Raw genomic sequence first — 19745 nt, 5'->3', positions numbered from 1 at the left:
CTTTGTGCTTTTTCCCTCCGGCGGTTCTGCGCGCCCCCTGTTGCGGCCCCCTGCCGGGCCGCGTCGCCGCCCGTTCCGCCGACTGCCGGGGCGGCCACTTGGGACCCGGGCGCCCGGTACGGCCGTCATTGGCCGGCATCGTGGCGCGGGAATCCCCGTAGCTTATGAGGCCATTATGGAACTGAACGGGCTGCGGCGATATAGGGAATTTATGCGGCACTTGCCATCTGGCTGCGCCGGGCGCGGCGCCCTGCGGCAACCCGCACCCCGATGTGCGGGGAATCCCCTAAATGCGGCGCTTTTTCCCGGTTCCGCCGGATCATTTTCCGCGCACTATTTACCTATGTGGTCCCTCAATCGCGTGATTCCGGCACTCCGGTCCTGGTGGCGCCTTCCCGGGCAGGCACCTGTTTCCAGCACCGGGGAGCTACCCCCGGACCAGGTGGTGGTGTTTGTCCACGGCATGGGCAAGGCGCTGAAGGGCGGGACGCTGCAGGAATGGGCACAGCCGCTGGCGCAGAGCTTCCGCGACTACGCACTGGACGATGTGGGCTGCCTGACGTGTGCGCCGCTGATCATCACCGACGCCTCCGCCGTGATCGATACTCCCTCCATCCGCGCCCGCGTCCTGCGCCGCCACAACCCAGGCCCCGGGGCGGAGCACCACCCCGAATACGCCACCATCCTGATCACCGAGGCCTCCTGGGGCGCGGACTTCGTTCCCGCCACCGCCACGGACACGTATTCGTGGGCCTGGACCATGATGCCGAAGGTTTACGGCCGGTCCATGGAGCTCCTGTGGTGGAACCTTTATGCGGGGCGTCCGTCCCGCAGCAATCCCTTCTGGTTGCTCAAGCGCATCAAACAGGTCATCCTGTCTGCCAGCACCGCCGTTCTGGGTTTTGTGGTCCTGATTCCGGGTTTGGCCCTGCTGGGAGTGGTGATCTTCCTGGCAAACGTGCCCGGCCTGGGCCGCTTCGTGGGAGCTTTCGTCGGCCTGTTCGCCGAGTTTCTTGGTGATCCCCAGGTGTGGCTCCGCCGGCCGCTGCAAGCTGCGGCAATGCGCCAGCGCATTATCCGGACCCTTTCCCCCTGGAATGCCCTGGGCATCCCGATCACGTTGGTGGCGCACAGCCAGGGTGCAGCAGTGAGTGCCCAGGTCCTCTTCCAGAAAGGGCTGAGTGGCTGCAGCGCCCAAGTGACCAACTTCGTCACCGTAGGCAGTGGAGTGGGGCTACTGGGGTACGCCAAATGGGGCGGCAACGGAACAGATCCCGTTGAGGACTGGATGCACAACACCAGGTTCCGCTGGATCAACATGTGGGGAAAGTTCGATTTTGTCCCCGCAGGTCCCATCAGCACGGACCACAACGGCACGCGGCCGGTGTTCGAGAACCTGTTTGACCGGAAAAATCCCAAAAACCCCGCCCCAGGGCCCGGTCCCGAGGAACACGCCATCTACAACCGGGCAGCCCTGATTTACGATCACATCGTCTATTCGCGGAACCGGGTCGAGGTCATCGACCCACTGGCGCGGCTCGTCCTGCCGCCAGTGGTGGGCGGCGGAGCGCCGGCGCCCGCCCCCGTAGGCATCCCGATCGGCAACCCTAAGGACCGGAGGCTCCGTCCCCACCGGGTCATGGTCAAAAGCCTGGCGGCTACCCGGGCCTTGGCATCTATTGCCGGGGTGGGGCTTGCCCCGCCCATCATGTCGTGGCTGAGCACGTTGAAGCCGCTGCAGGCGGCACTGCAGTGCAGCCCGGCGGACGGTACGGAGGTGCAGTGGTGGGTAGCCTGGTTCTGCTCCTACGGGGGCTTCAGCTGGCAGGCGCCCGGCACCTGGCCGTCCAACGCTGTGGCAGCAGCGCTCATCGCTGCCTTTTACATAGCGGTACTCAACGGCCCCCTGTGGAACTGGCTGCACGGGCTGGTAGAGCGGCGCAGGAAAAGAACCCTTTCTCAGCTGAGGCCGAACCGGAAACCTGGTGACCTGCCCCGCCGGGGCCCGCTGACCGACGCCGGGAACCCTTGGCCGTGGGTGTGGCTTTATGCGGCTGGTGTGTGGACAGCTACGCTGCTGCCGCTGTATTTCGTGGCGGGCCCCACCATGGCCGCCGTGGGCGTGGGAACAGCCCTGGTACTGGTCTATGAAAGCAACCGGGGCACCGGCGTCGAACCGCTGGCCTCCCGGCCCCCGCGCCAGCCCTAGGGTTTGCAGAAGACCCGCCGTACGGCGCAGAGCGTCAGCTTGAAGGCCTTGGCACCCTGCTTGATCAGCCCGGCGTCGGCCTCCAGGATTTGCGCCTGCCCACGCGCATTCTGGATCGCCGCCAGCGGCGGAAGGTCCGCCGCGGACTGCCGGGCCGCCTGCCAGGAGGTGGCGCACTTGCCGGCACCGAAGGAGAGGCCAAGCCCGGTTTTAAGCGTCTTTCCGGTATCCCAGGTTGCAACATCGGAGGCCCCCGCAGCAGCCGCCTTGTAAACGGCCTCCGTGCAATCCCACACCGCCTTCCGGCCCGGGGAGCCGCGGGCGAACAGGTACTTGGTCCCGGCTTTCGCGGCCTTTGCGGTTCCCTGTTCAAGCCAGGCACCGCCGGTCCAGGCCAGTGACAAAAACGGATCCAGCAACCAGGACAGGCCCTCCGCCGCCCCGATGGGGACCGAAACTGTCTCGCCGGGGACCATAAATGCCGACAGATGCAGCTTCTTTTCGAACGCCACCTGGTGGAACAACACCATCGTGTCCGTTGGCGCCACCGGTGTGACCGTGGTTTTGTCAGGACTGTAGAAGGCCCACACCATTTTGGAGTTGTTGGTGATCCGCAGCGTTGCCCCATCCGCGCAGGCAACGATCTGGTCCAGGTAGGGGCGTTCCGCGTCGGATTCCGGCACGGGAAATTGCCGACGGGGCCACAGCAACTGGCACCCTGGATCGGGGCTGCCCGGTGCCAGCGCCGCCTGGCCGGCGGAGTTCGGAGCAGGTCCCACTGTCTTTGCTTTGGTGGCCGTCGCCTGCGTCTGCGCATCCAGGAAAGCCGCCTCATTGGCGCCTGCCGTCCCTTCCGCCACGGGTTGGCCAACGTTTTCCGGCCCGGCGCCGGCGGGTTCCGCAGCGCTGCAGCCGGCCACGGCAACGACAACAACCAGAACCAGCGAAGGCACAAGGACCAAACGGGGCCGTGGTGGTTTTATCCGCTGGTCCTTGCCCTGCTTTTGATGGGACCGTTCCTGGGAAACGCCGCCGAACCACATCCGGATCGCCTTCTTACGCTGTGCCGCCCGCCATGCCGTGGGCACACAGTACTCCCAGGCCTTACGGTGCGCAATGACCTGCGCTGAAGCGCCGGAAAACCCAGGTTTCAGGAATCCGGCCAGCCCCTTGCCCCTCATGGCGTGCCGCGAATCGCCATTGACAGCAAGACTTTGTCATGACAAAGTTCCACAAGTATTAGAGCGCTCCAATTATTGCCCCGGCAACCGCAACTGAAGGAACCAATGAAGATTTCGATGAACTCAACTGCCGCGTTCCATGGCACCACTTTGCGCGATATTGCCGTGGCCAAAGCGGCGGGCTATGACGCGGTGGAGTTGCAGACCCCGAAGCTGTTCCGTTTCCTCGATGCCGGCTATACCGCCCAGGACCTGTTACCCGCCCTGGCTGGATTCCCGGTTTCCGGTGTGGGGGCAATCCAGGAGGCGCCGGACCAGGACTTCATCCGGGACGCCACCCGGCTGGCCCAGGTGGCGCAAGTGGTGGGTGCGCCCTTCGTCCAGATGTGCACAGGCCCCGTGGACGTCCGCGTGGTGCACGATTTCAAGGCCGGGATCCTGGCCCCCGGAGATGCCCGCTTCCGCGGCACACTGGGCATGGATGAAAAGGACGCCCTCGCCGATACCGCCCGGCGGGTGGCCCTGGCTGCCGACATTGCGGCCGACCACGGCGTTGGCCTCTACCTTGAGCCGCTGGCCTGGGCTCCTGTCAACCGGCTGGCCCAGGCCCTGCAGATTCTCGAAACCATTGACCGGCCCAACGCAAAGCTGTGCGTGGATTTCTGGCATTTCTGGGTCACCGGCGACACCGTGGAACAAGTCGCTGCCCTTCCGGCAGAGATCATTGCCGCTGTCCACGTTTGTGATGGCCTGCCGGTTGCAGCCGGAGACGTCCCGGACCAGTCCTCTTCACGGAACGTATGGACCGGAGCCGGGAACATTCCGCTGCAGGAATGGGTGGACGCCACCAAGGCGACCGGCTTCGACGGCTGGTACTGCCCCGAGATCTTCTGCGACAAGGTGGCGGAGCAGGACGACGTCCTGGTCGCATCGTCGCTGCGCAACACCGTGGCCATGCTGCTGGCATAGCGCCGCGGCTCAGCCCCTGATTTCCGCCATCCGGAGCCGGACAATCTCAGCCACCACGCTGTCCGGAACGGGATGTTCGGGTGAGAAACGGATGGTCCCCCTGGACAGCGAAAACCCTTCCAGCGTTCCGGCAACGGCAGCCACTACGGAACCCGAGAACGGGTAAATAGACAGATGCCTGGCTGCTGCCACCACGGCGATGAGGGGCTTACCGTCCAGTTTCAGTGCCGGCATGCCGTAGCTGACCCCTTCGCATGCCTCCGGTGCCAGGTCATAGGCGATCCGGATTACCCGCTCAAGGCAACCGCGGCCCGGCTCCGGCATTGCTGCCAACGCCTCGGCCACGGTCCCCATAAGTCAGCCCTTTTTCCTGGCCGCCACGGTGCCGGCCAGCGATGCAAGGCCGCGCTCGAAGTCCGAGCCCACCATCTTGTCCATGTTCACGAAGAACGCGAAGATTTTGGCAGCTCCCTTGTTCTCGCCGGTCATCCGCCACTGGACCTCGGTGCCGCCGGGAACGGAGCTGAACGTGAAGGTGGTGGGGTTCAGGGCCTTGAACGGCTTGGTGAACTGCAGCCGGACCTTGACGGTACTGTCCGGCACGGACTCCACGATCTCCATGGTGCCGCTGCCGGCCTTGCGGTTGCCGCTCCACTCATAACCGGCACCCACACCGGTGTCGGGTCCGAAATACCGCCGGTCCATGCCGGGGTCCACGCTCTCCCAGGGCGACCAGGCGGTCCACTCTCGGAAGCTGTTGACCAGCGGAAATATCTCATTGGCGCTGGCAGGAATGACCGCACTGCGGCGGACTTCATAGGTAGACATAAGGCAAGCATAGGAGCCGGTCCCGCTCTTGGGTAGGTGCGTGCAGGACGCTTCCCGACCGTCAGCCGAGGACGATATTCACCGGCTCTTTTCCGTCCTTCAGCAGGTCGATCTGCTGCCGGATCAGCCGGACCATCCGAGGAAACATGGCCGTGCTGGCGCCACCCACGTGTGGTGTGATCAGCACGCCGGGGGTGGTCCACAGCGGGTGGTCCGCAGGCAGCGGTTCGGGATCCGTGACGTCAAGGGCCGCCCGGAGCCGGCCGGACTGCGTTTCGGCCAGCAGCGCCGCCGTGTCAGCCACCGGTCCGCGGGCCACATTCACCAGCAGGGCACCGTCCGGCATGGCCGCCAGGAACCTTGCATCCACCAGGTGCCGGGTCGCATCGCTGAGCGGAACACTGACCACCACAATCTCGTGCAGCGGCAGTTGCCCGTACAGGGAGTCGATGCCGTGGATTTTCCCGGCAGGTTCGTCCCGCTCACGGCTGGCCAGGCGGGTAACCACCGCTTCAAACGGCAGGAGCCGGTCCTCGATGGCCTTGCCCACTCCCCCGTAACCCACCAGCAGCACGCGGCGGTCCGCGAGGCTGGGCCGCATGGAGCTGTCCCACGTGCCTGACACCTGGTTCCGGGCGAAATCGGGAATCCCCCGCTGGCTGGCGATCATCATTCCCAAGGCGAGTTCCGCCGTCGACGTCTCGTGGACGCTGGCTGCGTTGGCGAAACGGCAACCGTCGGGCAGGACGGAAGCGACGCCGTCGTACCCGATGGACTGGCTCTGCACCAGCCGCACGTCGACGCCGTTGAGCGCAGCGAGCCCGGCAGGCTTGCCCATGTACGGCGGCACCAGAAGGTCCAGGCGTCCCTCAGGCGCGGTCCCCGAGAGGTCCCACTGGATGAATTCGACGCCGTCAACCGGCTCAAGTGCCGCAAGGAGGCGTTCATCGGGCAGGCTCACCCGCAGCGCCGTCACGCAGCCACCGTCCCACGTCCGATTGCCGCCCTATCCATTGAGCGCATGGCGCCTCCCTGGTCCTGTTGCCCCGACCCGGGCGACCGGAGCTTCCTCCCCTCCAACGTACCGGCAGGGCGGCCACATACGCCGCTTGGGTCCGTATGACGGCGCGTAACGCCGCCCGGCGTCATACGCCCAGCGGCGCCGGGAATCCTGTAAATTTAGGGGAGGAATTGACCGGCCAGCGAGCCGTCTTCCACCTCTCCCCCTGAATGGATCCCCCCCTCCCATGTCGTCCGCGATTTCCGCGCCGGAAAATACCCGTTTCCCGTACGCCCCGCTGCTGGTGCTGGCCACCATCGCCTTCACCGCCATCACCACCGAACTCCTGCCGTCCGGCCTGTTGCCCCAGATCAGTGCGGGCCTGGACGTGTCCGAGCCGGTGGCCGGCTATCTTGCCGCCGCCTACGCCGCGGTGATTGTGGTGACGGTGGTGCCGGCGGCCCGGCTGCTGGCCCGGATTCCCCGGCATACGCTGCTGGTGGCGCTGGTACTGACGTTCGCGCTGGCAACGCGATGGTGGCCCTGGCTCCGGACTTCACCGCAGCCATGGTGGCGCGGCTGATCGGCGGACTGGCGCACGGGCTGCTGTGGACCACCATGGCGCCGTTTGTCACCCGCGTGGTGCCGGCGGACAAAGTGGGCAAGGCCCTGGCCATCGTGTTCAGCGGCAACAGCCTGGGCCTGGCCATTGGCGCGCCCGTGGGCACGGCGCTGGGCACGCTGGTGGGCTGGCGGTCGGCGTTCCTGGTTCTGGCCGGATTCGGCCTGCTCCTGACGGTGCTGGCGTTTTTCCTGCTGCCGCGGGTCCAGCGCATCCCGGATGCCGTCCGCCCCTCCCTCCGCAAGGCCATCGCCCAGCCCGGAGTGAAAGCCATTGCCATCGCCTGGCCGCTGCTGGTCCTGGCGCACTTCGCGCTGTTCACCTACATTGCCCCGTTCATCCGCGCGGCCGGTTTCCCCGACTACGCCATCAGCCTGTCCCTGACCGTCCTGGGGCTCGCCGGCCTGCTGGGCATCTGGATCGCTGGCCTCACCGTTGATTCACGGCCGCGCCGTTCGTTGCTGATCACGACGGCGGCCATCGCCGTCTCGATGGCTTTCCTGCCGCTGGCGGTGGGCAACTTTGTGGTGGCCCTGATCCTCATGACCGTCTGGGGTGCCGGTATCGGCGCGATCGGGATCTACAACCAGTCCGCCATCCTGCGCGCCGGCGGCGAATACCAGGAGGCCGCCAACGGGCTCACCGTCCTGACCATCCAGCTGGGCATCACCATCGGTGCCCTGTACGGGTCGGCAGCGCTGGTGGCGGGCGGGCCGCTGCTGGTCCCGGTCGCCGCCGCCCTGCCGGTTGTGGTGGCGCTGGCCATCGCGTTCGGCGGGAAACGGCACGCGTACCCGGCCGGGCCGCGGGAGCGGTTGTGGCTGGATCCGCGGCCGGTCCAGGGCAGCGCCCGCGACGAGACGCAGGCACCTACCTCCTAGCCTCGGGCCCAGCCCGCTATCGTCTGCTACCTATCCCAGTACCGCGCAGACGTCGGTTATCCTCCCCTGGATCTCCAGGGAGGTGAAGGTACTCCTGTTGGCCAGCAAGTCGAAGGCGCTGCGGCCCTTGATGACGTAGCTGATGGGTCCTGCCGGCTTGTCATCAGGGAAAAGGATGATGAGGGCCGAGCCGCGGATGACGGAACTGAAGGTCCCATCGGTGTTGGGGATGGTCACCTGGCTGGAGCCGCTGGAACGAACAAAATATGTTTTGTTGGTGGCGAGGTTGGTGAAGGTCAGGTCGTAGCCCCGGCCCGTGGTCAGCTCCCGTACTACGTCACCGTTCCGATCGAGCAGCTCCCTGACCCGTCCGGTGGCGCCGGAGGCCTCCACCCGCAGGTCGAAACCGGCGCAGGCGACACCGGCAGGAAAGTCGTAGGAGAAACTTTCTGCCATGGGAGTGCCCGGCTGCGGCGGAACCGCACCGGCCGCCGTCGGGATGGCTGCGAGTGCGGCGGCGAGCAGGGTGGTATGGGCAAAACTGCGTGCTGTGGTGGTTTTCATAACGGGCTCCGATTTTTACCGGCGGCCTTGCTGGCCGCAGTCAGATAACTGGCCGCGCCGCCGGACCGTCCAGCTGCAGAGCTGCGGGCGCTCAACGCCGGGATCCGTGTCCGGTCCTGGACACCCACCGGCAATACAGTTCAACGTGTACGCGAGTGAGACTACTCAGAAGCTCCGCAGAGTCAACAATCACTTACTACACCCAACCCCTTGATAGGTGACCATATGGTCACCTATCCTGGGGAGTATGGATGATGTGTTCAAGGCACTCGCCGACCCCACCCGCAGGGATCTGCTCGATGCGCTGTTCCGCGAGGACGGGCAACCGCTGGGGGCCCTCGAGTCGCACTTCACCATGACCCGTTTCGGGATCGCCAAGCACCTCCGCATCCTTGAGGGTGCGGGCCTGGTGGTGACCCGCCGTCGGGGGCGGGAAAAGCTGCATTTCCTCAACCCCGTTCCCATCCGGCTGGTCCACGACCGCTGGGTCAGTAAATTCGCTGCACCATGGGCCGCTGCCCTCAGCGACCTCAAATCCAGATTGGAAAGTCCCATGGAAAAAATCTTCGAAATCTACATCAAAACCACGCCGGAACGGCTGTGGGAAGCGATCACGGACAGCAATATCCGCAGCCAGTACCAGTTCGGCAACACCCTCGAAGCGGACTGGACGCCCGGCGGAAAATTTGTGATGTCGAACGGCGGCGCACGCCTTGGCGAGGGAGTGAACCTGGAGGTCGACCCGCCCCGCAGGCTGGTCCAGACCATGCAGGCCCTGTGGGGCGAGGACGTCAAGGCCGAGGGCTCCTCCACCATCACCTGGGAAATCGAGCCCGTCGGCGATTCCTGCCGCCTCATCGTCACCCACAGCGACCTCCGCGACGGCGCCAACGACCAGCTTTACGGCGGCTGGCCCATGATCCTCTCCGGCCTGAAAACGTGGCTGGAAACCGGGGAGAAACTCACCACGCCTGGGTCCCTGCTGTATACGTAACGGCCGACGGCGGTCAGCCGTGGCGGGTGCCGTCCCAGCCGCGGCGGCGCATCCTCCTGCCGGCCAGCATGTTCCAGCCTCCCAGCACCACACCAAGGAACACGGCCACCACACCGGCGAAGAACCAACCGTCACGGCCAAAGATCATCAGCGCCACACCGAGCAGGCCCAGCCCCTTGGCGGCGATGTCCAGATACAGCGTTGCCCTCGGGAAGTCCATGCTTCCACGGTAACCCCCCGGTGCCCGCCAAGGGGCTTGACCTTCGGTCAGTCAGTGCGTTGACGCCACAGCAGGGTCACGCCGAACGTGACCGCGCACAACACCAGCATGGCCAGCACCATCCGCGCCCAGCTGGCCTGGTCCACGCCGCCGCCGGCAAACACCCCGATCAGCACCGTGGCGGTAATGGCGCCCACGTACCGGCACGTCTGGAAGATCCCCGCGGCCACGCCCCGTTCCTGCGGCCGGGTGGATACAAACATGCCCTGGTTGGAGGCGATGCTGACGGTCCCGTACGGGATACCCATCAAAGCCGCCAGCACCACCACCACCGGGATGGCCAGGGTGCCGGTCAGCAGCCACATCAGCCCGGCCACAGCGGAGAGGAGGACGACGCCGGCAATCAGCACCCGGCGCACGCCGAATTTCCCGATGGCCTTCACGGCCCAAGGTGTGGCCACCACGGACATGGTCGCCAGGGGCAGCATCAGCAGGCCCACGACGCCGGGTGCGTACCCGCCCGCTTCCTGCAGCAGCTGGGGCAGGCCAAAAAACACAAAGTAGTACACGCTGCTGAACACCGCGAAGCCCAGGTACACAAGCAGCAGGGGCTTGTTCCGGCCCAGCAGCCGGAGGTCCAGGAACGGCGGGCTGAAGCGGAGTTCGCGCCACGCAAAGAGGCCGGCGAGGGCTGTTCCGGCGGCCAGCATCCACCAGCGGTACCCGGGAGCAACGTTCAGGGCGGCCATCATCACCAGGAGCAGCGCACCGATGAAGGCCAGGATTCCGGGAAGGTCGGAGTCCCGCAGCAGCGAGGCCACGCTGCCGCGCTCGCGGACCTCATCCGCCGGCGCTGCCTGCCGCACCATCAGCAGGGCAGCCACAGCCAGCGGCACATTGATGAGGAACAACGCCTCCCAACCCACAAAACCCACCAGCAACCCGCCCACCACGGGCCCCACGGCCGCGGCGGACGTATTGGCCATCTGCAGCCTGCCCAATGGTTTGGCCGATTCGACCCTGGCCTGTTGGGCGATGGCGCCCACCATCACCACGGCGCTGGGATACGCGGTGGCGGTGCCCAGTGCCATCACTGCCCGGGCCACGCACAGCAGCGCGAAGTTCGGGGCCAGCGGCGCCAGCACGCAGGTGACGGCCACCAGCCCCATGCCGAGCATAAACATCCGCCGCGGCCCGAACCGGTCCGCGAGCCTGCCCATCACGGGCTGCCCGGCAGCCGATGCCAGGTAGAAGGAGGTGACCACCCAGGTCACCGCGGCCACATCCAAACCGAAGTCGGCGCGCAGCACCACCAAGGCCACAGCGATCATGGACGAGTTCAGCGGGTTCAGCGAGGCGCCCAGGCTGAGGCCGGCGAGGGCCAGGGAGGGCCGCGGTTTGTTGCTCACGGTAACAGTCTGGCAGGCAGGTCAGCAGGCGACGCGCAAAGTACCTTGCCGCTTTGCGCGTCGGGGGCTGACGATGCGCGTCCCGCTCAGACGCACGCCTGCGGATTGCCGTGCGGCAACGCCGTTCCGGCGATAAGCCACGCGGCCCCGTCCCAGACCACGGTGTAGGCGATGCGCCAGTCGGAGCATGTCTGGCCCGCCACCCCGTGCGCTGCGTCCTGCCGGGTCCTCAGGCTGACGTTGGCCACCAGGGAATCGCCGGTTCCGGTCACGTTCACCACGTCCAGCTTGGTCCAATATGAGGAACCGAGCCCTTTGCTCCACTCCGCCTCACCGCCGAAGCTGGCCCCCAGTTCCGGCGTGAACTGCTTGAAGGCAGCAGAATATGCGCCACGGTTGATTCCCTGGCCGTGCAGCAGCAGGGCCTGGCCGATGTTGGTCGCCTGATCGTGGTTGGAACTGATGGTCATGGGAAAAAAGCCGGAGTTCGGCGCCGGCGCGTTCCCGCACGTGACCGGCGCCCGCACCACCCCGCGAAGCTGCCATTCCGCGACTGCTTCCGCCGCCCTGGGGGCAGCGACCGCGTACGACATGCCCTCGGCGCCAACGGTCCCCGCGCTGATGATGCCCGTAACGAAGCCCTGCTCATCCAGCAGGGGTCCGCCACTGTTTCCCGGGTTGATGGCTGCATCCGTCTGGATCATGTTTCCAATCCGTCCGCTGCCAAAGTTCACCTCACGGTCCAGGCCGCTCACAATCCCCCGGGTCAGAGTGAGTGGCTCCCCCAACGGGAAACCCAGGGCGGCGACGTCGGTCCCGATGGGCGGCTGGGCCTCCTGGAACTGAAGTTGATGGCCCGCGACGGGCCTGTTGATCCTGACCAATGCCAGGTCCGCCAGTTCGTTGAACCCCAGGACAACTCCTTCGACGGAAGGCTCACCACCGAAGGCAATGCTGATGGCGGACGCATCATCCACCACGTGGGCAGCGGTGACCACCAGGTCCGGCGCAATCAGGAACCCTGTGCCCGTTGCACTGAATTCGCAGCCCGTCACACTGAACTGCCCGACACCGGACCGCACTTCCGCCACGACAGCCGGCCAGCCCTTCGGCGAATGGCGGTGGGGGTGGGCGTAGGAGTTGGCGTGACCGACAGCGTTGGGGTGGGGCTGACGGACGGCGTGGGGGTTGGTGTCAGTGTTGGCCCCTGCTGCCCGCCGGCTTCAGGAACCTGCGTGGGAGCCTGCGGGGACGGGCTGCTGCATCCAGCCAACAGCAGGCCGGCCACAGCCACACCGGCGGCCGACTGCCACAGTCTGGTTGGGGGGTTCTCATTCGCCATTGAAGTTGTCCTGACGTTCAGCCGGCGGCCGCAGGAAGCGGTTGCCTTCAAATTAGCCGGGACAGTTCTGGAACCCCAAGCATTTGGGGTACCCGATTGTTTACGGAGTGACTACTTGTCCGCCCGGGTCATCCGGGCGTGGGGGCTGCGAGCGCCGCGTCCAGGAACGCCAGATGCGCCGGCCTGACCGGAACGGCGCTCCCGGCAAACTCCGGATGTTTCACCAGGAACTTCTTGATGAACGGGCATACCGGCACGATGCCCAGGCCGGCCTCCACCGTGGCGGTGAGCGCTACGGTGGCGAGCTGGCCGGCGAGGCCCTGTCCGCCGTATTCCTCGTTGATTACCGTATGGTAGAAAATCCGCTGACCCTGCCCGTCGCCGTCGTAATCCCTGTAGACGGCCTTTCCGATCACATTTCCGGCATCCAGGATTTCGAAGCGGTCGCGATCAGGGCGGTGACGGACGGAGATGGCACTCACGGGGGCTCCTTCAGGGACAGGGTACGGGCGGGCTTTGAAAAGCGTAACCCGCCCCGGCCGGGAGTTATTTCCGTGACCCGGCGCTCCGCGGCGGCACGTGATGACGTCCGCCGCAATGAAGGCCCACTTTTCCCAGAGCCTGGCCCGGATGTGGGCGTCGACGGACAGTGCCGCGGCCAAGGCAGGGCCCTTGAGGGAAAGCATAATGAGGTCGTAGTGGCCGCCTTCCGCCAGGGAGGTGAGTATCTTGACCGTGTGCACCTGGCCCCCGCCAACCGGTGACTTCCGTCCCGAATCCTTGTAGTGTCGGCAAACGGAGAACATCCTGCGACAGGGAGCGGAGAAATGGCAGTCAGCGACGACGAAGCCCAGGTTTTGGACCAGTGGAGCCACCGGTTGGCGCAGGCCCTGCAAATCCTTGACCTGAAGGTGGACCAGGCACTCCTGCTGGATCTGGCCCGCGAATCGGCCGGCTCGGTGATCCATGCGGCCGCCCCCGTCACCACGTTCCTGGTGGGCTATGCAGCCGGGCTGGACGCCGGTTCCGGCAGTGCCGGATCCCGCGAGGCCTCCGCTGCCGCAGTGGAAAAGGCCGCCCGCACTGCGTTCCAGCTCTGCAGCCAAGGGCACGACGGCGGCCCGGCCGCGGGCGGTTGGGCCGATACCGCGCAGTAGAGCGCTGCGCCCCTTGTAGGCCTGCGCGCATCTTCCGGGCTTCCGCATGCGCCGGACCTCCCGGCCGGTCCGGCGCGCCGCGAAGGCGCCCCCGACTTCCGTGCTGCCCCCGGAGCCGGCCTGGGTGGATCAACCCCCGCCTGGGTGAATCCTGACGCGGTAGTTGTCATCTGGGCCGTGACGTTGTGGGACCAGTTCAACGCCATCCGGAACTACCGCACGAATGGCTCCCTGGACAGCGTGTAGCGGCAGGATCCGATGCCTGGAACCCGCTAGCCGCCCGCCGTCGGCTCCTCTTCCAGCGCCGGTACCGGCTGCAGGCGCACGACGACGGCTTTGGACGCCGGCGTCTGGCTCCCCTCCGCCACAAAATCCAGCGGCACCAGGACGTTGGCTTCCGGGTAGTAGGCGGCGGCGCAGCCCTTTGCCGACGGGTATGACACCAGCCGGTAGTTGCGCAGCACACGTTCCACGTTGTCGGCATACACACCGTGGACGTCCACGTGCTGGCCGTCCGCGAGGCCCAGCTCGGCGAGGTCGTCGGGATTTACAAACACCACTTCGCGGCCTTTCCGGATCCCGCGGTACCGGTCGTTATGGCCGTAGATGGTGGTGTTGAACTGGTCGTGGGAACGCATGCTCTGCAGGATCAAGGTGCCCGCAGGACGCTCCACGTGTTCGAGTTCATTGACCGTGAGGATCGCCTTGCCGGTGGGCGTACTGAAGGTCCGGGAATCGCGGGGGCCGTTGGGCAAAACGAACCCGCCCTTCTGCCGGATCTTAGTGTTGTAGTCACTGCACCCTGCCACCACGTGGGAAATGTGGTCCCGGATCAGGTCGTAGTCCGCTTCAAATCCTGCCCAGTCCGCCGAGGTCCTGTCCCCCACCACCGCGGCGGCAAGCCGGCAGACAATGGCCACCTCGGACAGCAGCCCCGGCGCCACCGGTTCCACCACGCCGTGGGAGGCATGGACGGCGCACACGGTGTCCTCCACGGAGACGAACTGCGGCCCGGATTTTTGCAGGTCGATTTCCGTCCTGCCCAGCGTGGGAAGGATCAGCGCTTCGGCACCGGTGACCGTGTGCGACCGGTTGAGCTTGGTGGAGATCTGCACCGAGAGGGCAGTCTTTTCCATGGCGGCCTCAGCCGCGGCCGTGTCTGAAATGGCGCCCACGAAGTTGCCGCCCATGCCCACAAATACGTCCACGCCGCCGTCGCGCATTTGCCGGACGGTTTCCACGGCGTCAAAGCCGTGCTTGCGGGGCGGGTCGAAGCTGAACTCCTCGCCCAGGGCGTCCAGGAAGGCCGGCGGCATCTGTTCCCAGATGCCCATGGTCCTGTCCCCCTGGACGTTGCTGTGCCCGCGGATGGGTGAGGCCCCCGCGCCGGGCTTGCCCATGTTGCCGCGGAGCAGGAGCAGGTTGATGATTTCCTTAATGGTGGCCACGCCTTTTTTCTGCTGCGTGATGCCCATGGCCCAGGTGATGATCACTTTGTCCGCGGCAAGGTATCGGGCGGCCAGTTCGTCGATGTCCGCCGCCTGCAGCCCGGTGGCGGCCAGGACGGCTGCTTCGTCCAGCCCGGCAAGGTGGGCCCGGAGTTCGGCCAGGCCCTCGCAGTGCTCCGCCAGGAATTTGTGGTCCAGGACGGTTCCGGGATGGGCGTCTTCCGCATCGAGCACCCGTTTGGACACCGCCTGCAGCAGGGCCATGTCCCCGCCGATCCGGATCTGCAGGAACTGGTCCGCCAGCTCCGTGCCGCGGCCAATGATGCCCTTGACCTTCTGCGGGTTTTTGTACCGCATCAGTCCGGCCTCAGGCAGCGGGTTCACTGCCACGATCCGGCAACCTGCCTCCTTGGCCTCCTCCAGTGCGGTGAGCATCCGCGGATGGTTGGTGCCCGGGTTCTGGCCCATCACGATGATCAGGTCCGCTTTTTCGAAGTCGCCATAGGAGACGGTGGCCTTGCCGATCCCAATGGTCTGGCCCATGGCCCAGCCCGAGGATTCGTGGCACATGTTGGAGCAGTCGGGCAGGTTGTTGGTGCCGTATGCGCGGATGAACAGCTGGTAAAGGAACGCGGCCTCGTTTGAGGTGCGGCCGCTGGTGTAGAAGGCTGCCCGGTCCGGGCTGGGCAGGCTTGCCAACCTGTCCGCCACGATGGTGAAGGCCTGCTCCCAGCTGACGGGTGTGTAATGGTCCGCCCCGGCCTTTTTGTACACGGGTTCGGTAAGCCGGCCCTGCATGCCCAGCCAGTATTCGGAGCGCTGCCGCAGTTCGCTGACGGGGTTCTCCGCCCAGAAGCCGCTGTGGACCAGGACGGGTGTGGCTTCCCACGTCACGGCCTTGGCGCCGTTTTCGCAGAACTCGAACGTTTTGCGGTGGCCCGGGTCCGGCCAGGCGCAGCTCATGCAGTCGAACCCGTCTTTCTGGTTCAACGCCAGCAGGGTTTTCCGTGCCCGGTCCACGCCCATGTGTGTCAGGGCGGGCTGCATCGAGTGGTAGACACCCGGCACGCCCGCTGCCCAGGCCTTGGGGTGGCCGGTGACCTCGATGCCGGACTCGTCGGCTTCATTGACCTTCGGGTTTTCGCGCTTCACGCTGCATGCTCCTTGGCTTGGTCCGGCCGCCGCCCTTCCGGACACCGCGGTTCCCTCCACAGTTGTTCAGGGTGTCCGGGAAGTCAAGGAAGCATGGGCATGCGGGCCTGGGGCCGGTTAAGCTGGCCGCCGCCGATTTTTCCCTGCTCCGACTGCACGCCGGGCAGCTGGCCGGCATGGAGGCACTGACCGATGGCAGGGATGTCCTCGCCGTGATGCCCGCTGGCTACGGAAAGTCGGCCATCTACCAGGTGGCGGCCCGGTACCTGCACAACACCACGGGACGTCCCGCCGTCGTCATTTCCCCGCTCATCGCCCTGCAGGAGGATCAGCTTGACGGGCTGTCGGCGGACCTTGGTGCGGACTGCGCCGTAGGGCGGGCCGGCTCCTGTGTCGTCCCTGGCGTTAGGAGCCGTCCCGGACGGCCCCGAGGGTGTAACGGCTGAAGCGGATGTCCCGGAACGTGGCCCAGGTTCCCTGCCCCGCCGGTGACTGCGCCACGAAGCCCACCCGGACCGGTTCTGCCGCGGGCCGGCCCAGCCGGAAGTAGCGCACCATGTTCCAGTTCTGGCCGTCGGTGGATGCGTGCAGGGCGAAGGCCGCCCCGAACCGGCTGATCCGCAGGTACGTCCCAGTGGAGTCGATGGGCCAGCTGTCGCAGTCATCCGATGCGCCGTCACGGGTTACCACTGACACCACACGGGTCATGCCGGAAGGGTCACGCTCGGCGCAGGCCTTGAACCAGGTGTCGTCGTCGAACCAGCCCAGCAGGACCCCGGAATCGAAATCGGTGGCGAAGCCTGCAGCCACGTGGGCCTGCAGCTGGAAGTCGCCCTGGACGGGAGCCGTCCAGCGCTCGGCGTCCGGCCGCGGGTCCGACGCCCCTTTCGGATCAAGGAAAAGATCAGCACCGGGGGCTGCGGTCAGCCGGACTTCACCGCCGACGACGACGGGCGCCACGGGTGCCGCGGCGCCGGCAGCTTCGAGGGGGGAAGGGCAGTCCGGGCACTGCAAGGGATCGGATGCGCAACGGGGCGACCTTCTTTCGTGGACGTGCCGGGAACCCGGGCGGTCCGGCTTGTGGCGTTGCTCGGGATAATACCGTCCAGACCCGTTTGGGCCGTCAGGCCGGATGCTGAACGGTACCCTTGGACCAGCAAAGACGGCCCGCTGGATCCCCCCGGCCGGGCCGAGTGTGTACGGCGACGAAAGGCCCACAGCATGGAAGTAGCCCCATTTGTCTGGATTTTAACCATTGTGGGAATCGTCGGTTTGCTGGCCTTCGATTTCTTCTTCCACGTGCGCAAGGCCCACACCCCCACGCTCAAGGAATCGGCCCTGTGGTCCGGCATCTACGTGGGCATCGCGGTGCTGTTCGGCCTCGGCGTCCTCTGGTTCGGCGGGCCCACCATGGGCACGGAATATTTCGCCGGCTACGTCACGGAGAAGGCCCTGTCCGTGGACAACCTCTTTGTGTTCCTCATCATCATGGCCAGCTTCAAGGTGCCCCGCGCGGACCAGCAGAAGGTACTGCTGTTCGGCATCGTCTTCTCCCTGATCGCGCGGACCGGGTTCATTTTCCTGGGCGCCGCCCTCATCAACAGCTTCGCCTGGGTGTTTTACCTCTTCGGCCTGATCCTGCTGATCACTGCCGGCAACCTGCTCAAACCCAGCAACCACGACGACGATTCCGACTCCTTTATTGTGCGGATGGCCAAGAAGTTCCTGCCGGCGTCGGAACACTACGACGGCGACAAGCTGTTCACCATGGAGAACGGTAAAAAAGTCCTCACGCCCATGCTGCTGGTGATGATCGCGATCGGTGCCACGGACATCCTGTTTGCCCTCGACTCCATCCCCGCAATCTTCGGCCTCACCCAGAATGTGTTCATTGTCTTTACGGCCACCGCGTTCTCCCTGATGGGCCTCCGGCAGCTGTTTTTCCTCATCGATGGCTTGCTGGACCGCCTCATTTTCCTCTCCTACGGCCTGGCCACCATCCTCGGATTCATCGGCGTCAAGCTCATCCTGCACGCCCTCCACGAGAACAACGTGCCGTTCATCAACGACGGCGAGCCGGTGAACGTGGTGGAGATCAGCACCGGCCTGTCCCTGTCCGTGATCCTGGGCGTCCTGGTCATCACCATCCTGGCGTCCATCTTCAGCCCCAAGGGCAAGGCCAAAAACGCTGTTTCCGGTGCCAAGCGCCACGCCACCGAATACCTGGACCTCAACTACGAGACCAACATGGGCGAGCGCGACAAGATCTTCGCCAAGATGTGCCGCGAGGAACAGCAGATCCGCAGCCTTCCGGAGAAGTACAAGCGCCTCATCCGGAACGAGACCGAGTTCATTGCCCTGATCAAGAAGGCCCACGCCGAGCATGACGAAGCCCAGGTGCGGGCCGGTATCAAGTAATTCCCCCACGTGTACGACGCCGGCCGGTTCCCTTTCGCGGGGACCGGCCGGTTTTGTTGGGCCTGCTGGAGTTGCTGGTGCTGCCGCTTGTTGGGGCTGCTGGGGTCAGTCCAGTTCGAAGAAGGCCGGGGCCTGGGACCGCTGGGTCCGGGCGGCCTGCGGGTTGAGGTCTGTGCTCCACGCCGGGTAGACGCGGAAGCCGCGTTTGCCCGGGTGCCCTGCGGATGAGGTGATGCCGAGACGCTCCAGCTGGTCAGCGGTGAAACGGAACCCGCCTCGCCGCCCGCCGTCGTCGACAAGCACCAACAGCCCGTCCTGCGCGTCCGCCGGGAACGGTGCTGTGCTGCCGTCCGCTGCCCTGCGCCAGAAGGCCAGGAAGGCACCCGGTTTCCGTGGTGTGATGCGCGCGGTCCGGACCCGCCATCGCTGGTCCCCCAGCTGGGCCACCGCTCCCTCGTAATCCTCGTTGGTAGCGTCGCCACCAACGGACCAGGGGATACCGGCGGGCGCCAGGACATCCCGGGCATACCGTTCGAAGGCAGGTTCCGTCACCGGACCGAGCCTACCCGCGCCATCGCCGGCCGGGCTGCCTGCTCAACGGACGGCGTCGTCCAGCAGTTGCCGGAACTGCGCCTCGGTATCCAGCCGGAGCTTCTTGCCGTCGAGGAAAAACGTGGGCGTTCCGGTGACGCCCAGCGCTTTGCCGTCGGCAATGTCCTGTTCCACCCGCTGCCGCGTTGCGTCGGAGGCAACCGCGGCGTCATAGACGGCGAGGTCCATGCCCAGCTCCTGCGCGTACGTCCGGAACTGCTGAGCCTTTGACTCGCTGCTTTCACCCCATTGGGGCTGCGTCTCGAACAGCCGGTCCGCCATCTCCTGGTACTTGCCCTGCTGGGCGGCGGCCTCCACCGCGAGGGCCGAGGTGACCGAGTTCCGGTGCCCGGCCAGCGGGTAGTAGCGGTGGACGAAAGTGATCCGGTCCCCGTATTCAGCCTTCAGGCTCTCGATCAGGGGAATGGCGCCCCGGCACGCTTCGCATTCGAAGTCCAGGAACTCCACCAGCTGCGCCTTCTCCTCCATGGGAGCGGTGAGCCGGTGGCTGTCAGCGCGCACCACCTGCGCGGCAGCAGCCGGCTGGACGTCGCGGGCCTGGCTTTGGCCGGCCATAACGAAATACCACGTCACGCCGGCAACCACCACGGCCGCCAGCACCACCCAGATCGCGGCCCGGACCCGTCGGGCCAGGCCGGAGGCGTTGGTGTGGTCAGCGCTGGTTTCCGTCATGGGACCACCCTTCCAGAGCCGACCCGGTTCCAGCGATTCGGGGAGTGTCACCCTATCCCCCGCCGTG

18 protein-coding genes and 2 pseudogenes are annotated in these 19745 nt (G+C 66.0%); 7 read left to right on the top strand and 13 right to left on the bottom strand.

Annotation, left to right across the window (positions count from 1 at the left end):
• Positions 1-343: 343 nt before the first annotated feature.
• Complete coding sequence (locus ASF72_RS02350; protein ID WP_056596220.1) at positions 344-2209, top strand: hypothetical protein; 1866 nt, start codon at positions 344-346, stop codon at positions 2207-2209.
• On the opposite strand, the gene ASF72_RS02345 is transcribed toward ASF72_RS02350, so the two are convergent.
• On the bottom strand, positions 2206-3162 hold the full coding sequence (locus ASF72_RS02345) for a hypothetical protein (RefSeq protein ID WP_157370872.1): 957 nt from the start codon (positions 3160-3162) through the stop codon (positions 2206-2208). The two genes, ASF72_RS02350 and ASF72_RS02345, sit on opposite strands and share 4 nt — an antisense overlap.
• A gap of 333 nt (positions 3163-3495) precedes the next feature.
• Between ASF72_RS02345 and ASF72_RS02340 the strand changes: the two genes are divergently transcribed.
• Positions 3496-4359: a sugar phosphate isomerase/epimerase family protein gene (locus ASF72_RS02340; protein WP_056596214.1), complete on the top strand. Its 864-nt coding sequence runs from the start codon at positions 3496-3498 to the stop codon at positions 4357-4359.
• A 9-nt stretch (positions 4360-4368) separates the two neighbouring features.
• Here the strand turns inward: ASF72_RS02340 and ASF72_RS02335 are convergent, their stop codons facing one another.
• The 3 genes from ASF72_RS02335 to ASF72_RS02325 all read right to left on the bottom strand — a co-directional run bounded on the left by ASF72_RS02335 (position 4369) and on the right by ASF72_RS02325 (position 6154).
• The gene (locus ASF72_RS02335) at positions 4369-4713 is read right to left on the bottom strand and encodes an iron chaperone (protein ID WP_056596211.1); all 345 of its coding nucleotides are present in this window, start codon (positions 4711-4713) and stop codon (positions 4369-4371) included.
• A 3-nt stretch (positions 4714-4716) separates the two neighbouring features.
• Entirely contained in the window at positions 4717-5187 is a 471-nt protein-coding gene (locus ASF72_RS02330) for an SRPBCC family protein (protein WP_056596208.1), read from the bottom strand.
• Between the two features lie 61 nt (positions 5188-5248).
• Entirely contained in the window at positions 5249-6154 is a 906-nt protein-coding gene (locus tag ASF72_RS02325) for a 2-hydroxyacid dehydrogenase (RefSeq protein ID WP_442854149.1), read from the bottom strand.
• Between the two features lie 280 nt (positions 6155-6434).
• Between ASF72_RS02325 and ASF72_RS02320 the strand changes: the two are divergent.
• Positions 6435-7690: pseudogene (locus ASF72_RS02320) on the top strand (MFS transporter).
• A gap of 30 nt (positions 7691-7720) precedes the next feature.
• On the opposite strand, the gene ASF72_RS02315 reads toward ASF72_RS02320, so the two are convergent.
• Entirely contained in the window at positions 7721-8254 is a 534-nt protein-coding gene (locus ASF72_RS02315) for a hypothetical protein (RefSeq protein WP_056596203.1), read from the bottom strand.
• A gap of 247 nt (positions 8255-8501) precedes the next feature.
• Between ASF72_RS02315 and ASF72_RS02310 the strand changes: the two genes are divergently transcribed.
• The gene (locus ASF72_RS02310; RefSeq protein WP_050683903.1) at positions 8502-9248 is read left to right on the top strand and encodes an ArsR/SmtB family transcription factor; all 747 of its coding nucleotides are present in this window, start codon (positions 8502-8504) and stop codon (positions 9246-9248) included.
• A 13-nt stretch (positions 9249-9261) separates the two neighbouring features.
• Here the strand turns inward: ASF72_RS02310 and ASF72_RS02305 are convergent, their stop codons facing one another.
• The 4 genes from ASF72_RS02305 to ASF72_RS21245 form a co-directional block, all read right to left on the bottom strand.
• Positions 9262-9468, bottom strand: coding sequence for a hypothetical protein (locus tag ASF72_RS02305; RefSeq protein WP_056596201.1), 207 nt, complete (start codon positions 9466-9468; stop codon positions 9262-9264).
• 47 nt (positions 9469-9515) lie between these two features.
• A complete protein-coding gene (locus ASF72_RS02300) occupies positions 9516-10877 on the bottom strand; it encodes an MFS transporter (RefSeq protein ID WP_056596198.1) in 1362 nt (453 codons plus the stop codon).
• 86 nt (positions 10878-10963) lie between these two features.
• Positions 10964-11932 (bottom strand): S1C family serine protease, encoded by a 969-nt coding sequence (locus ASF72_RS19905; RefSeq protein ID WP_235504637.1) that lies wholly within the window; start codon positions 11930-11932, stop codon positions 10964-10966.
• A 415-nt stretch (positions 11933-12347) separates the two neighbouring features.
• The gene (locus ASF72_RS21245; protein WP_442854147.1) at positions 12348-12962 is read right to left on the bottom strand and encodes a GNAT family N-acetyltransferase; all 615 of its coding nucleotides are present in this window, start codon (positions 12960-12962) and stop codon (positions 12348-12350) included.
• Between the two features lie 84 nt (positions 12963-13046).
• Here ASF72_RS21245 and ASF72_RS02285 point away from each other — a divergent pair, with 84 nt between their 5' ends.
• Positions 13047-13376, top strand: a complete 330-nt coding sequence (locus ASF72_RS02285; protein ID WP_050683908.1) for a DUF6457 domain-containing protein — start codon at positions 13047-13049, stop codon at positions 13374-13376.
• A gap of 272 nt (positions 13377-13648) precedes the next feature.
• On the opposite strand, the gene ASF72_RS02280 is transcribed toward ASF72_RS02285, so the two are convergent.
• Positions 13649-15976, bottom strand: coding sequence for an FdhF/YdeP family oxidoreductase (locus ASF72_RS02280; protein WP_056596192.1), 2328 nt, complete (start codon positions 15974-15976; stop codon positions 13649-13651).
• 71 nt (positions 15977-16047) lie between these two features.
• Here ASF72_RS02280 and ASF72_RS02275 point away from each other — a divergent pair.
• Positions 16048-16350 (top strand): annotated as a pseudogene (locus ASF72_RS02275) (DEAD/DEAH box helicase); the annotation flags it as partial.
• Between the two features lie 31 nt (positions 16351-16381).
• On the opposite strand, the gene ASF72_RS02270 reads toward ASF72_RS02275, so the two are convergent.
• Positions 16382-16990, bottom strand: a complete 609-nt coding sequence (locus tag ASF72_RS02270) for a DUF1349 domain-containing protein (RefSeq protein ID WP_056596186.1) — start codon at positions 16988-16990, stop codon at positions 16382-16384.
• Positions 16991-17197: 207 nt separating this feature from the next.
• Here ASF72_RS02270 and ASF72_RS02265 point away from each other — a divergent pair, with 207 nt between their 5' ends.
• The gene (locus ASF72_RS02265) at positions 17198-18394 is read left to right on the top strand and encodes a TerC family protein (RefSeq protein WP_056596183.1); all 1197 of its coding nucleotides are present in this window, start codon (positions 17198-17200) and stop codon (positions 18392-18394) included.
• A 105-nt stretch (positions 18395-18499) separates the two neighbouring features.
• Here ASF72_RS02265 and ASF72_RS02260 read toward each other — a convergent pair whose 3' ends face one another.
• Positions 18500-18946 carry a MepB family protein gene (locus ASF72_RS02260; RefSeq protein WP_082483959.1) on the bottom strand — a complete coding sequence of 149 codons (447 nt, stop codon included), beginning with the start codon at positions 18944-18946 and terminating at the stop codon, positions 18500-18502.
• Between the two features lie 42 nt (positions 18947-18988).
• Positions 18989-19678: a DsbA family protein gene (locus tag ASF72_RS02255; RefSeq protein ID WP_056596180.1), complete on the bottom strand. Its 690-nt coding sequence runs from the start codon at positions 19676-19678 to the stop codon at positions 18989-18991.
• Positions 19679-19745: the final 67 nt, after the last annotated feature.

The organism is Arthrobacter sp. Leaf141, assembly GCF_001424565.1.
Classification (GTDB): domain Bacteria; phylum Actinomycetota; class Actinomycetes; order Actinomycetales; family Micrococcaceae; genus Arthrobacter.
Note: the sequence above shows the minus strand (reverse complement) of the source record. Positions and strands in the feature narration are given on the sequence as shown.